General features: G+C 38.8%; 9 protein-coding genes and 2 rRNA genes. 3 read left to right on the top strand and 8 right to left on the bottom strand.

Going from position 1 to position 14,428, the window contains the following annotated elements:
• The first annotated feature begins 86 nt into the window (after nt 1-86).
• Together RT723_RS04045 and hemB are read left to right on the top strand one after the other, a co-directional pair.
• Nucleotides 87-1,871 (top strand): sensor domain-containing diguanylate cyclase, encoded by a 1,785-nt coding sequence (locus RT723_RS04045; protein WP_315945970.1) that lies wholly within the window; start codon nt 87-89, stop codon nt 1,869-1,871.
• Nucleotides 1,871-2,881 carry a porphobilinogen synthase gene (gene hemB / locus RT723_RS04050; RefSeq protein ID WP_315945971.1) on the top strand — a complete coding sequence of 337 codons (1,011 nt, stop codon included), beginning with the start codon at nt 1,871-1,873 and terminating at the stop codon, nt 2,879-2,881. The genes RT723_RS04045 and hemB overlap by 1 nt, the downstream gene beginning before the upstream one ends.
• A gap of 39 nt (nt 2,882-2,920) precedes the next feature.
• Here the strand turns inward: hemB and gppA are convergent, their stop codons facing one another.
• Nucleotides 2,921-4,405, bottom strand: coding sequence for a guanosine-5'-triphosphate,3'-diphosphate diphosphatase (gene gppA, locus RT723_RS04055; RefSeq protein WP_216056677.1), 1,485 nt, complete (start codon nt 4,403-4,405; stop codon nt 2,921-2,923).
• A gap of 19 nt (nt 4,406-4,424) precedes the next feature.
• Complete coding sequence (rhlB, locus tag RT723_RS04060; RefSeq protein WP_315945972.1) at nt 4,425-5,651, bottom strand: ATP-dependent RNA helicase RhlB; 1,227 nt, start codon at nt 5,649-5,651, stop codon at nt 4,425-4,427.
• 88 nt (nt 5,652-5,739) lie between these two features.
• On the opposite strand from rhlB, the gene trxA reads away from it, so the two are divergent.
• On the top strand, nt 5,740-6,063 hold the full coding sequence (gene trxA / locus RT723_RS04065; protein WP_216056679.1) for a thioredoxin TrxA: 324 nt from the start codon (nt 5,740-5,742) through the stop codon (nt 6,061-6,063).
• Nucleotides 6,064-6,067: 4 nt separating this feature from the next.
• Here the strand turns inward: trxA and RT723_RS04070 are convergent, their stop codons facing one another.
• The 6 genes from RT723_RS04070 to RT723_RS04095 form a co-directional block, all read right to left on the bottom strand.
• Nucleotides 6,068-6,487 (bottom strand): HIT domain-containing protein, encoded by a 420-nt coding sequence (locus tag RT723_RS04070; RefSeq protein ID WP_216056680.1) that lies wholly within the window; start codon nt 6,485-6,487, stop codon nt 6,068-6,070.
• 126 nt (nt 6,488-6,613) lie between these two features.
• Complete coding sequence (locus RT723_RS04075; RefSeq protein WP_315945973.1) at nt 6,614-8,755, bottom strand: GumC family protein; 2,142 nt, start codon at nt 8,753-8,755, stop codon at nt 6,614-6,616.
• Nucleotides 8,755-9,264 (bottom strand): polysaccharide biosynthesis/export family protein, encoded by a 510-nt coding sequence (locus RT723_RS04080; RefSeq protein WP_315945974.1) that lies wholly within the window; start codon nt 9,262-9,264, stop codon nt 8,755-8,757. Before RT723_RS04080 ends, RT723_RS04075 begins: the two co-directional genes overlap by 1 nt.
• A complete protein-coding gene (locus tag RT723_RS04085; RefSeq protein WP_315945975.1) occupies nt 9,261-10,376 on the bottom strand; it encodes a hypothetical protein in 1,116 nt (371 codons plus the stop codon). The genes RT723_RS04080 and RT723_RS04085 overlap by 4 nt, the downstream gene beginning before the upstream one ends.
• A 756-nt stretch (nt 10,377-11,132) precedes the next feature.
• A 5S ribosomal RNA gene (gene rrf / locus RT723_RS04090) occupies nt 11,133-11,247 on the bottom strand.
• Between the two features lie 160 nt (nt 11,248-11,407).
• Nucleotides 11,408-14,293: ribosomal RNA gene (locus RT723_RS04095) — 23S ribosomal RNA — on the bottom strand.
• Nucleotides 14,294-14,428: the final 135 nt, after the last annotated feature.

Here is a 14,428-nt window from a genome sequence, read left to right on the forward strand (position 1 = left end):
GTGCCACCTGAGTTCCAGCGCACTAGATTACTTAATAAACTGCTGATATTGTCCTATTAGCGAACTTTAATAAAAAGGCTCAGTTTTTGTTTAATAAATTTGTCATTTTCTTACTTATCTTCGTTGAATTGCTTATTCAAGTTAACGCGGCGACTTATGACATTTCAAACTTACAAGGTAAAACTGACCTCACACCTTACATTGAATATAATATTGGTGATCATGACCCTCTTGAAGCTCCTCCAATAGAAGGTTGGTCACAATTTACTTACTCTCAAATCAAGTTGGGCTTTGACAATCGCGTTCAGTGGTTTCGTTTTGAACTTGCTAATCCATCCGCACAAGTTGAATCTTACTATATAGAATTAGATGCACCGTTATTGGATCACATTACATTTTACATTTTATCTCAAGGGCGTGTCCGCAGTGTTCAAAGTCTAGGTGATAATCAAGTTTTTCCTCTACGACCTGTATTACATGAGTCCTTTATTATCCCAATTTCTTTGCATGCCAGTGAAACATTAGAAATATATATCGCGACACAAACCTCAGGCAGCACTCAGCTACCAATTACTTTATGGCAAAAAGAGTACTTTCAAGAGCAACAAAACTACCAGCGTTTGTTAACTGGTAGTTATATAGGATTAATTGTTGCAGCTATAATCGCTTGTTTAATTACATTCAGCGTGAGTCGAGAAAAATCATCGTTATTAAATGCAGGATTTATAGTTTCTTTTTTAATGATTATTTTGACTTTAAATGGATTTGCTTTTCACTATTTCTGGCCAAATCAGCCCGTATTACAGCAACATGCATTTTATATATTTACTTGCCTAAGTATCCTATTTTCAGCCTTATTGGCCAGAGAAACACTTAAACATTTCTACCAAGACCATCAACTTATGTCTTGGTTTAAATATATCGCGCTATTCGCTGTGTTGTTATTGCCTGCTACCTTATATTTAAGTTATCAAGCCGGTTTATATTTAATAATTCTGATATCAATAATTATATGTATCTGTCATTTGTACGCCGGAGTGATGGCATGGAACCATGGTTTACATGAACATCAAGAGTTTAATTATGGCCTTGCCGTTTTATTAATTTGTTTGTTACTTATTTGTGTAAATAATTTTTCTCCGTTTAGTCTCCCTATTTCAAATCTTAATTTATTGCAACTTTCTCTTATTATTCATATTTTATTTTTAGCAATTGCTGTCACACGTTCATCAGCAATTGAATATGATGTTTTTGGCAATGATGAAGAGGCCACAGATCAAGCGTTGTTACATAGTGAACAAATGATGGAGCTACAGTTTGCTTTTAGGGAATTAGAAGAAAAAAACCAACAATTAGAGAAGCTTAATACCATAGATGCTTTATCAGGTATTTATAATCGACGACATTTTGATAAACGTTTACAAGCTGAATTACGTCGAGGTCGTCGTGAGTTAACCCCATTATCTTTGATTTTGTTTGATATTGATCACTTCAAAAAAGTGAATGATACCTACGGCCATATTGTTGGTGATGAAGTAATTCGTTGTATTTCGATGTGTGCTTCAGAACAACTAAGCCGAACCGCGGACGAAGTATTCCGTTATGGTGGAGAAGAATTTGCGGTGTTACTGCCCAATACAAATTTACCCGGGGCACTCACTTTAGCGGAGAAAATTCGTGTGGCGATTGAAAACCTTACAATAACGCTTAACGAACAAACCTTATCTTGTAAAATAAGCTTAGGTCTCGCAACTCATGACTCCACCAAAGCAATTGAACCAAACTCATTTATCGAAATGGCTGATAGCGCTTTATATAAAGCAAAACAAAGTGGCCGTAATCAAGTCCAAACATATCAAGAGGTAATCTAGTGTCACATAATGACTTAGGCAGTTTTCCATATACACGCATGCGTAGAATGCGAAAAAATGATTTTTCACGCCGTTTAATGCGCGAGAATGTTCTAACGACTAATGATCTGATTTACCCTATGTTTATTCTTGATGGTGAGAACCGTAAAGAGTCCATATCTTCAATGCCAGGCATCGAAAGAATGTCGATTGACTTGTTAGTCAAAGAAGCCAAAGAGTTAGTTGATTTAGGTATACCTGCTATCGCTATATTTCCAGTGACTGAACAAGATCTGAAATCAGAGTTTGCAGAAGAAGCTTATAATCCAGATGGGTTAGCGCAACGGGCCGTAAAAGCAGTAAAAGCGGCATACCCTGAATTAGGTGTAATTACTGACGTTGCTTTAGACCCGTTCACTCTACATGGTCAAGATGGGATCATAGATGAGAATGGATATGTGTTAAATGATATTACGACGGAAATACTGGTAAAACAGGCATTATCCCATGCCGCAGCGGGAGCAGATGTGGTTGCACCGTCTGACATGATGGATGGCCGTATTGGCGCTATTAGAGAGGCGCTGGAATCCACTGGCCACATTAATACTTCTATTTTGGCCTATTCGGCTAAGTATGCATCCAGTTATTACGGGCCTTTTAGAGATGCCGTTGGTTCAGCTGGCAATTTAAAAGGGGCGGATAAAAAGAATTATCAAATGGACCCAGCTAATTCTGATGAAGCTTTGCGTGAAGTTGCATTAGATCTAGCTGAAGGTGCAGATATGGTTATGGTGAAACCAGGTATGCCATATTTAGATATTGTCAGTAGTGTGAAACAAACTTTCCAAGTACCGACTTATGCCTATCAAGTGAGTGGTGAATATGCCATGCATATGGCTGCTATTGAAAATGGATGGTTAGCAGAAGAAGCCATAGTAATGGAATCTTTATTAGCATTTAAACGAGCAGGGGCAGATGGTATTTTGACGTATTTTGCCAAGAAAGCAGCGATTTGGTTACAACAACAATAAAATAACTATGTGAAGGGTACATAAACTGTACCTTTCACTTTATTCTATTACCAATTGCCAACCTTGCGCCGATTGGTAACTTGCTTCTTGTGCCAGTTCAGCTTCAGTTAACGGGTTATTCCCAATCCAATTATCAGGCAATGTTAGTTTCAACACTTCATTTTCAACTGTGACTATTACTTTAGGCATCACTTCATCTTTACGTCTTAACGATAATATAACCGCTAAACGTAATATTCTGGATAATCGACAAGCCAAAAGTACCGAAGTTGAACTTTGTTTTGATAATGAATGTTGATCGATATCTTCTTTATGATTTCGAACTAACGCAGTAAGGAGATTTTTCTGAGCTTCTGTAAAGCCAGGTAAGTTAGTGTTCGCTAACAAATAACTGGCGTGTATTTGCTGATCTTTGTAAGCAACCTGTAATCCAACTTCGTGTACTAGTGCAGCAGACCGTAATATGTCTAATGCATCAAATTGCTCCATATCCCACTTAGAGTTAACTTGATTCGCTAAATTAATAGTGAGTTCTGCAACTCTTTTAGCATGTTCCGAATCGACATGATAACGAGTCATTACACTGTTTAAGGTACGCTCTCGAACATTCTGTTTCGTTAAATCCGGTAACATTGAATACAACAAGCCTTCTCGTAATGCACCGCCAGCTAATGTCATACCTACTAAGTTAAGTTGTCTAAAAATGGCTATTAATATAGCTAGACCACTTGGGAATACTAATCGACGTTCTTGAACTAAACCTGGGATATTTAGTCGGTTGATAGAACCATAAGTGATAGCTTGTTGCATTATGGAAATAAGACGAGGTAAGGTAATTATTTCATCATGACCCTGATGCATAAGAATTTCTTGAATAGCTTGCACAGTGCCAGACGCACCCACCTCTTCTTTCCATTCAAAATCTTTATACAAATCGCGAATTTTGCCAATTTCTAACTCAGCAGCACCAATTGCATTAGTAAAGTTTTGTTCTGACAGTTCGCCATTAGGAAAGTATTTATCTAAAAATGTAACACAGCCAACATTGAGACTATTGCAAATTTGTGGGGTATCTCCCTCACCTGCAACAAGTTCAGTACTCGCACCACCAATATCAATGACAAGACGTTTTTGTTTGCTACTTGAAGTGTATGCAACGCCTTTATATATGGTATTTGCTTCTTCATCACCAGAAATAACCCTGATCTTTTGACCTAAGATACTTTCGGCTTGTTTTAAGAATATATCGACATTTTTTGCTAATCTAAGAGTTGCCGTTCCGGCAATTCTTAGATTCTGTGAAGGGATATCTTGTAGACGTTCAGCAAACAGATTTAAACATTCCCATCCTCTTAACATCGCTTCGTTAGAGAGATTCATATCTGCATCTAACCCAGCCGCCAATCGAACTTTACGTTTTACTCTGCCAATTACCTGAACACTACCAGCCACCACCTGAACAATCATCATGTGGAAGCTGTTTGAGCCTAAGTCAATAACGGCATAACTACTATTGTTTTCCATTAAAGAACTACCTGCTCAATTAGTTACGACGTCTTTGGCCGTGATGATTATTACGGCGCTTTTGGTATTTTGGGCGTGTAACATCATCTAATAATGCATCGGCATCATATTGACTTACTGGAATACTGTGACCGATATATTCTTCAATCGCCGATAAGTTATATACATATGATTCACATGCAAAACTAATTGCGTGCCCACTTGCACCAGCACGTCCAGTTCGACCTATACGATGCACGTAATCTTCACGATCATCAGGTAAGTCAAAGTTATATACGTGAGATACTTCAGGGATATGTAGTCCACGAGCAGCAACATCCGTTGCAACTAGGAAATCAATATCACCTTTTGAGAAAGACTCTAAAATACTTAAACGTTTACGTTGGTTTACGTCACCAGTTAATAGGCCAACTCTATGTTTATCTGATTTTAGCCAGTTATACACTTTTTCACACGAATGTTTTGTATTGGTAAAAACAATTGCCTTATCTGGCCAATCTTCTTCAATTAAAGAAAGTAGTAATTCAATCTTTTGATTCGACTGCGGGTAAAACAATTCTTCTTGAATACGAACGCCTGTCATTTGATTTGGTTCTGATTGCAAATGAGTCGGTTCATTCATATGTGAGTATGCAAGTTCTTTTACCTTGAAGCTCATGGTTGCAGAGAAAACAAGATTCAGACGAGAAGTTCTATCTGGCATCTTGTTAAACAAGTAACGAATGTCATTAATAAAGCCTAAATCGAACATACGATCCGCTTCATCAAGCACAACAACTTCTATTGAGTCTAAATTGAATACACCTTGTTTATGGTAATCAATGACTCGGCCTGTCGTACCGATCAGTACATCAACACCTTTTTCTAATACTTGGCGTTGAGATTCATAACCTTCGCCACCATAAATCAATCCTAGAGACAGACCACTTTGCTCAGCAAAGGTAATCGCGTCTTTATGGATTTGGATAGCAAGTTCACGGGTCGGTGCTAAAATTATTGCTCTCGGCTGCCCTTTAGCATCAGGATTAGCTAATAATCTGTTAAATGTTGCAGTTAAAAACGCGATGGTTTTGCCTGTACCTGTTTGTGCCTGTCCTGCTATGTCTGCGCCTTTTTCTATAAGAGGCATACACATAGCTTGAATAGGGGTACAATGCGAATAACCAGCAGAGGATAATGCTTTTAATACACTTTCGTGTATTGAAAAGTCTGAGAATTTAGTTTCTGTTAAATGTGTCTTAGTCATAGCGGATAAGAATAACCTTAACCCTTGCAATAAGAAACAATTTATTCAAAATAGCGTTATAAAATTTAATAAATACTTGGAGATTTAAATGAGCGATAAAATTATTGCAGTGACAGATGATAGTTTTGAGTCGGTTATCAATGGTGATAAACCTGTTTTAGTTGATTTTTGGGCAGAGTGGTGTGGTCCTTGTAAAATGATTGCCCCTATTCTTAATGAAGTTGCTGAAGAAATGGCTGACACTGTTTCAATCGCTAAATTAAATATAGATCAAAACCCAAACACGCCACCTAAGTTTGGTGTTCGTGGTATACCTACATTGTTGTTATTTAAAAATGGTGCGGTAGCTGCAACTAAAGTTGGCGCATTAAGCAAAACACAATTAACCGAGTTCTTAACTGAAAACATCTAATCCGTTATTTAAACTGGCTTAGTTGTGATAAGTTTTCTAAAAAAGAGTCGATAAATTCGGCTCTTTTTTGATCTTGCCAAGCAATACTTGCCCCTATCCCCCAGATGGGACCTGGCCAAGTTTGATCATGTTCAAATCTAGCCACAACATGCCAATGTAATTGTGCAACAACATTGCCTAAATTCGCGACATTGATCTTTTTACACTGGGTTGTTGCAGTCAATGCTTTAGATACCAAAGCACTTTCTTTCATCAGTTGCATTTGTTCATGCTCGGACAGTTGATGTACTTCCGTTAATTCATTTACCCGCGGTAATAATACAAACCATGGATAACGGCTGTCATTTTGTAAGCGCAGCTGACATAAAGGTAATTCTTTGACAAATATAGAGTCTTTTTCAATTCGAGGGTCTAATTTAAACATGAGCATTGCTTTTGAATTTACGGAATAGGTGGATATTAGTGGATGATTAAATGCGTGTCGAGGCGCAATTTTACTAGATATTAATGCGGTGAGTAGATATCAACGAGTTTAGGATTGGCTTAGTCGTTAAGCTACCTTAACTTTACTAGGTTCAATGTTTTGTCGGCTATAATATTTGGTCGAATAATAATTATTACTTTCCTTAACCTTATTAATCAATATACCGCCCACAATTACATTGGCCTGTTGCAGTTCCTCTAATACATTGCCCAACATATTAGTATCTGTTTTTTCAGCGTCTACAACCAAATATACACTATCAACATGTTTAGAAATAACATAAGCATCACTGACAGACATGATTGGTGGGCATTCCAAAATAACTCTCTCATAGTGAGATTTTAAATAAGTTATTATCCCTTGAAGTCTCGGGTTGGACAAAAACACCAACGGGTTTTTAGGCACATTACCGGAAGCGATCACATCAAATTTATATTGTTCTTGTTTAATAATCGATTGTTCTAATGTGTGACTTTTGGCAATTAAGTTCGTTAAGCCTGGTCGGTCTTTATCCTCTCCCAATGCTTTGGCTATAGAAGGAAAGCGTAAATCAGCATCGATTAGCACTACATCTTCTAGTTCTGAGAAACAATCGGCCAGTTGGATAGATAAAGATGATTTACCATCGTTAGGATTTATCGACGTTATCGCAATCACTTTCTGTTTAGACCTGACTTTATCCAATAATATATTGGTTCTGATACTTCTAATTGCCTCAATAAAACCAGCGTGTTTAGCTCTATCTAAATGAGTAAGAACATCATTTTTAAGTGACTTCTTCATTTTAATCTTAGGCACTGTGCCTATAACTTTTGTTTTGAACTTTAATGCCATTCGCCTAAATTGGATCACTTTATCGCCTAACATCACTTCGATAAATACAATTAAAACAGACACCATAAAACTGCCAAGTACAGCCAACACTAACATTAATTTACGTTTAGGTTTTACTGGTGAACTATTTTCTTCTGCGGTCTCAACTAAAATGATATTTGACGTATTAGATAAGTCCTGCATTAAATCAGATTCATTTTGTTTTTTGACCAAGGCTTCATATAAAGTCAAATAAGCATCAAACTCTCGCTTTAATTTTTGATAATCAAATTCAATGACGCCCAACTGTCTTAGTCTTAACGTATTTTCGTCTATTTCTTTTTCAACAAACACCAAGTTGTCTTGATAAAACTGTAATTGCTTATCGATTTGATGAACTTGCTTAGTGATCTCAGACAATAAATTAGATTTTGCATCATTTAATAAACGATTCGCTTCGATATACTTTGGGTGTTTTTTACCGTATCTAAGTTTGATTTTGTCGAATATTTTTTGCTGGGCTTTTATTTCATCTTTGCCTGAATTTACAATGTCTGACTTTGCTAACATGGGAATGGCTAATAAGGCATCGACATTATTTTTACTTTTAATAATATGACTTTTCAAAATATTAGATTGTTCAATTTCACTGTCTAACACTTGTTTTTGAGCGTGCATTTTTACTAATTTGGTATTACTGAACGCGATTGCAGTTTGAATATCTATAAAGTCATGTTCATTTTGATATTCAACGATCTTAAATTCAGCTTTATCCAAACTTTGTTGAACTGATTTTATTTTATCAACAATCAGTTTCGAACCTGCTTTCTGCTTTCCCGCCATGAGCTGTTCTTTAAAGGTAACAAATGTACTACCCACTTCATTGGCTATTTGGGCTGCTAACTTAGGATTTGTTGACTGATAAGAGATTGATATTAAATCTGTACCTGATTTCTGCTGGACCGATATATTACTTAATACGTTATCTATCGTTGTTTTACGTCTAAGTTTATTAAACTCATCAATCGTCATTGATGTATTTTCAGGAAAAATAATATTAAACTCAGGTTGTTTATCTAATGCCAAGCTATCAACTATTTCACCGGCAAATCGTCTGCTTTTGATCAACTCTAGTTCAGTCTCGGTATTATCCGCTGCCGTTATAGATCCACTGATGAGACTTTGTAAAGGATCCGCTGATTGAGTTGCCTTTTTAAACATAATCAATACACTCGATTGATAAACATTAGGCACTTGAGAAATAAATATACTGGCTAACAGGGAAGTAAGGATAACAAAGATTAAAATGAACCACTTTCTATGCCAAAGTACTTTGGTTAATTCGCCTAAGTCTATTTCATCATCATCTTTGTAATTTTCATTAATTTGTTCCATTAAAAGAAACTCTTATTAATTTTAATTACATCGCCTGGTAAAATTTGAGAACTCTTTTGTGCAGTAAACGACTGCCTAGGAAACCCACGCCAAATAACCCAATGAGAAGTTGAAGCCCGATCTTTTAACCCGCCGGCTAACGCTATGGCTTGTTCTAAATTAATTTCTGCTTGGTATTTATAACTGCCTGGAGTTTTCACTTCACCATGAATAAAAAATGGTCGGTAGCTTCTAACCATGATCGTCACATCCGGATTGAGTAAATAACCATCCGCATATCTTTTTTCCACTAAAGATTTAGCTTGCTGTACACTTAGTCCTTCCAGTTTCACTTGTCCTATTAAAGGTAAGTCGACTTGTCCGGATTGGCTTAATTTAGTAAGGGTTTTTAATTCTGACTCTTGGTAAACCAAGATTTCAATTTCATCACCAGGGCCCAGTTGATACTCTTTGTTATTAGCGAGGGCAATATTAGTGAAAAAGAATAGTAAACATAGATATTTAATCATATTAAATCTCTACTAACAGAGATGCCGACTACCGTTTGTTCATAATCAAATAAACTTCTATCATCCTTGTATTCATCATATTGCACATAAAGATTACTACTCCAATTGGAGCTGTAAGCTAAATTGTATGCATTTTTAATGGATAATTTCTCTGAATCAATAGCACCACCAATAACACCTGTGATGTAATTAACATCGAATAAAAGTGATAAATAATTTGTCGGTTTTATAGCAAAATTTAATTTGGTATTGGTTTGAAGTTCAGTATTAAATCGATAATCACCAGATACAGAATAACGACGACCATTAGCTAATGTAATACTAGAATATTCGGTCAATTCAGTTTTATGGTTGATTATCCAAGACAGGGTATTTTGTCCGCCTTTTACTGCCGAACTACCCAAATCTACACTCAACGAAGATGAGCCGAGATAACGTGTTCTAAAACCAACAAATGAAGACAAAATTGAGCTAGAGTTTTCTCCTTGTTCTTGTGTATTACTACCTTCAACTTGCATCAATTTCGATGTTAAATAACTGTCTTCTGTAATCTTCCACCCTAGAGATAAATCTAACGAATCATTATCAATAGTGCTAAATATATTATCGGTCAGGGGGTCTTCACTCTCAGAGTGAGTATTATTAAGAGCAAACTTAATATACCAATAATCTTGGTCATTACCTAAATTAAGATTAGCCTTCAAATTAAATGCTGTGGCTATCAGTTGATTTTTAGGTTTGTCTAAAAAATGCGTAGATAAAATTGCAGCTGTATCAAGTTCAGACGAGTCCTGTATACCAAATAAAATATCAGTATTATCTGTTATAAAACCTTTGAATTGAAATGCAGAATTCCTATTATGAAAGGTATGATTTTTATCACTTTTAACCGACGTATACAGAGATGTATTGGCAATTGAAAAGCCCCAACCATTGTAAAGTTGTATTGCTTTTGCTGTTAAGCCGAAATTAGATTCATTAGAAGTCGCTAACTGATGGCTAACATTTATTTGAGATGAGAGGATGCCCACATCAAATTGATTTTGATCCCAATCCGCATCAACATTAAATGCTACTAAAGATATTAAGAATAGATAAATACGAAAATACACAATATATTATTTTTATTATTATTGTTACATCCGTGTTTAGTTTTTATTGGTGCACATTTAAACAGATTAATGTCAAAAAAGCACCTAATAAAAAGAGGGATTTGCATTAATACACTTATATACTAAGGGTTTTAATTACACCTTTGATATACATAACTCTGTTTACCTTACTATTCAGAAATTAAATCCAATATTATTAAATATATTGTCATCTGACTCTAATAATAACTGAATAAATAGATACTAATTACAATCCACCACACCTCATAATAAAACAGTATCTTGTCAAATATATATATTTTTGCTTCTTATCGCATTAGTTTCGCTAATATTAATACAGGTTACAGGCCTTATCATTCTGCTATATGCCATGCTTATTATTGATAATACATATTTAACCCTGTTTCATTAATATGTTTAACTAAATCATTCATCTCTTTTAACAGGCAAGTTTCTCAGCGTATTTTAGGTGATAAAGATTGAGTTGTTCTTATAGAGGAGTCTGTGTTTTATGCTTTTGCTCTGACTCGTAGCTCGCGTCTTGTAACTCGTAACTCGCGGCTAATTTAACCTTAAATTTTAGACAATAAAAAAACCCACACTCAATGAGCATGGGGTCGTGTTTATAAGAGTGGAGTCTGTTGCTGTTGCTCTGCCTTAACTCGCGTCTCGTAACTCGTAACTCGCGGCTAATTTAAACTTAAATTTTAGACAATAAAAAACCCCACACTCAATGAGCATGGGGTTGGTATGGGAGTCTGGCGGTGAGCTACTCTCGCATGGCGACTGCCACACTACCATCGCCGCAACTGCGTTTCACTTCTGAGTTCGAAATGGATTCAGGTGGTCCCACAGCGCTATTGCCACCAGACAAAAGCGTTATTGCGTATTTAACAATGGAAAGCTTCTTAACCGAGTTATCAGTTAAGTAACGACCTACAAGGATGTAGGAAGTACTGAATATTGTCAGGAACAATATCAGTAAAAATAAAGGAAATTTGTATCAGCGTTCAAGAACACTTAAGCGTTGTATGGTTAAGCCTCACGGGCAATTAGTATTGGTTAGCTTAACGCCTCACAGCGCTTCCACACCCAACCTATCAACGTTGTAGTCTTCAACAACCCTTTAGGACAGTTAAACTGTCAGGGATGACTCATCTCGAGGCTCGCTTCCCGCTTAGATGCTTTCAGCGGTTATCGATTCCGAACGTAGCTACCGGGCAATGCCATTGGCATGACAACCCGAACACCAGCGGTTCGTCCACTCCGGTCCTCTCGTACTAGGAGCAGCCCCTCTCAATCATCCAACGCCCACGGCAGATAGGGACCGAACTGTCTCACGACGTTCTAAACCCAGCTCGCGTACCACTTTAAATGGCGAACAGCCATACCCTTGGGACCGACTTCAGCCCCAGGATGTGATGAGCCGACATCGAGGTGCCAAACACCGCCGTCGATATGAACTCTTGGGCGGTATCAGCCTGTTATCCCCGGAGTACCTTTTATCCGTTGAGCGATGGCCCTTCCATACAGAGCCACCGGATCACTATGACCTACTTTCGTACCTGCTCGACATGTCCGTCTCGCAGTTAAGCTTGCTTCTACCATTACACTCAACCGTACGATGTCCGACCGTACTTAGCAAACCTTCGTGCTCCTCCGTTACTCTTTGGGAGGAGACCGCCCCAGTCAAACTACCCACCAGACACTGTCCACAATCCCGATAAGGGACCAATGTTAGAACATCAAACATACAAGGGTGGTATTTCAAGATTGGCTCCACAAGAACTGGCGTCCTCGCTTCAAAGCCTCCCACCTATCCTACACATGTAGGCTCAATGTTCAGTGTCAAGCTGTAGTAAAGGTTCACGGGGTCTTTCCGTCTAGCCGCGGGTACACAGCATCTTCACTGCGATTTCAATTTCACTGAGTCTCGGGTGGAGACAGCGTGGCCATCATTACACCATTCGTGCAGGTCGGAACTTACCCGACAAGGAATTTCGCTACCTTAGGACCGTTATAGTTACGGCCGCCGTTTACCGGGGCTTCGATCATGAGCTTCTCTTGCGATAACCCAATCAATTAACCTTCCGGCACCGGGCAGGTGTCACACCGTATACGTCATCTTTCGATTTAGCACAGTGCTGTGTTTTTAATAAACAGTTGCAGCCACCAGGTCACTGCGACCGGCTTCAGCTTAGGGAGCAAGTCCCATCACCAATGCCGGCGTACCTTCTCCCGAAGTTACGGTACCATTTTGCCTAGTTCCTTCACCCGAGTTCTCTCAAGCGCCTTAGTATTCTCTACCTGACCACCTGTGTCGGTTTAGGGTACGGTTCTTAATCATCTGAAGCTTAGAGGCTTTTCCTGGAAGTATGGCATCAATGACTTCATCACCTTAGTGACTCGTCTCGTGTCTCAGCCTAGTGAATTCCCGGATTTGCCTAAGAATTCAGCCTACACACTTTCACACGGACAACCAACGCCGTGCTCACCTAGCCTTCTCCGTCCCCCCATCGCAATGATTAAAAGTACAGAAATATTAATCTGTTTCCCATCGACTACGCATCTCTGCCTCGCCTTAGGGGCCGACTTACCCTACCCTGATTAGCATGGGATAGGAACCCTTGGTCTTTCGGCGTGGGGGTTTTTCACCCCCATTATCGTTACTCATGTCAACATTCGCACTTCTGATATGTCCAGCAAACTTCTCAATTCACCTTCAACCACTTACAGAACGCTCCCCTACCTAGCGTAATAAATTACGCTACCGCAGCTTCGGTGTTATGTTTAGCCCCGTTACATCTTCCGCGCAGGCCGACTCGACTAGTGAGCTATTACGCTTTCTTTAAAGGGTGGCTGCTTCTAAGCCAACCTCCTAGCTGTCTAAGCCTTCCCACATCGTTTCCCACTTAACATAAACTTTGGGACCTTAGCTGGCGGTCTGGGTTGTTTCCCTCTCCACGACGAACGTTAGCACCCGCCGTGTGTCTCCCGGATATTACTTTACGGTATTCGGAGTTTGCATGGGGTTGGTAAGCCGGGATGGCCCCCTAGCCCAAACAGTGCTCTACCCCCGTAAGTATTCGTCCGAGGCTCTACCTAAATAGATTTCGGGGAGAACCAGCTATCTCCCGGTTTGATTAGCCTTTCACTCCTAGCCACAGGTCATCCCCTAACTTTTCAACGTTAGTGGGTTCGGTCCTCCAGTTGATGTTACTCAACCTTCAACCTGCCCATGGCTAGATCACCGGGTTTCGGGTCTATACCTTGCAACTATTTCGCCCAGTTAAGACTCGGTTTCCCTACGGCTCCCCTATTCGGTTAACCTTGCTACAAAATATAAGTCGTTGACCCATTATACAAAAGGTACGCAGTCACAGAACAAGTCTGCTCCTACTGCTTGTACGTATACGGTTTCAGGTTCTATTTCACTCCCCTCACAGGGGTTCTTTTCGCCTTTCCCTCACGGTACTGGTTCACTATCGGTCAATTGGGAGTATTTAGCCTTAGAGGATGGTCCCCCTATCTTCAGTCAAAGTTTCTCGTGCTCCGACCTACTTAATGTGTCCAATATGCTGCTTCGTGTACGGGGCTATCACCCTTTATTGCGGAACTTTCCAGAACCTTCCACTACAACATACTGAATCGGCTGTTTCCCTTTCGCTCGCCGCTACTCAGGAAATCTCGGTTGATTTCTTTTCCTCCGGGTACTTAGATGTTTCAGTTCTCCGGGTTTGCTTCGCATAGCTATGTATTCACTATGCGATACTGCACAAAATGCAGTGGGTTTCCCCATTCAGAAATTCTGGTCTATAACGGTTTTTATCACCTTAACCAGACTTATCGCAGATTAACACGTCTTTCATCGCCTCCAATTGCCAAGGCATCCACCGTATACGCTTATTCACTTAACCATACAACCTTAAATGCTCTCGCACTAAAGTCGTCGGTTATGCCATTTTGATTGTGCTCGCTAAAAGCAACAATCGACATAAATAACGCTTGAGTTTTCTCTTACAGTGATACAAATTACTTGTTATTCATTCATA

It is taken from the genome of Psychrosphaera aquimarina (genome assembly GCF_032461525.1).
GTDB classification, from domain to species: domain Bacteria; phylum Pseudomonadota; class Gammaproteobacteria; order Enterobacterales; family Alteromonadaceae; genus Psychrosphaera; species Psychrosphaera aquimarina.

Coding starts and splice junctions, on each gene's coding strand:
- gppA (WP_216056677.1), bottom strand. CDS start 4,405: ATGGAAAACAATAGTAGTTATGCCGTTATTGACTTAGGCTCAAACAGC.
- RT723_RS04070 (WP_216056680.1), bottom strand. CDS start 6,487: ATGTTTAAATTAGACCCTCGAATTGAAAAAGACTCTATATTTGTCAAA.
- rhlB (WP_315945972.1), bottom strand. CDS start 5,651: ATGACTAAGACACATTTAACAGAAACTAAATTCTCAGACTTTTCAATA.
- trxA (WP_216056679.1), top strand. CDS start 5,740: ATGAGCGATAAAATTATTGCAGTGACAGATGATAGTTTTGAGTCGGTT.
- RT723_RS04075 (WP_315945973.1), bottom strand. CDS start 8,755: ATGGAACAAATTAATGAAAATTACAAAGATGATGATGAAATAGACTTA.
- RT723_RS04080 (WP_315945974.1), bottom strand. CDS start 9,264: ATGATTAAATATCTATGTTTACTATTCTTTTTCACTAATATTGCCCTC.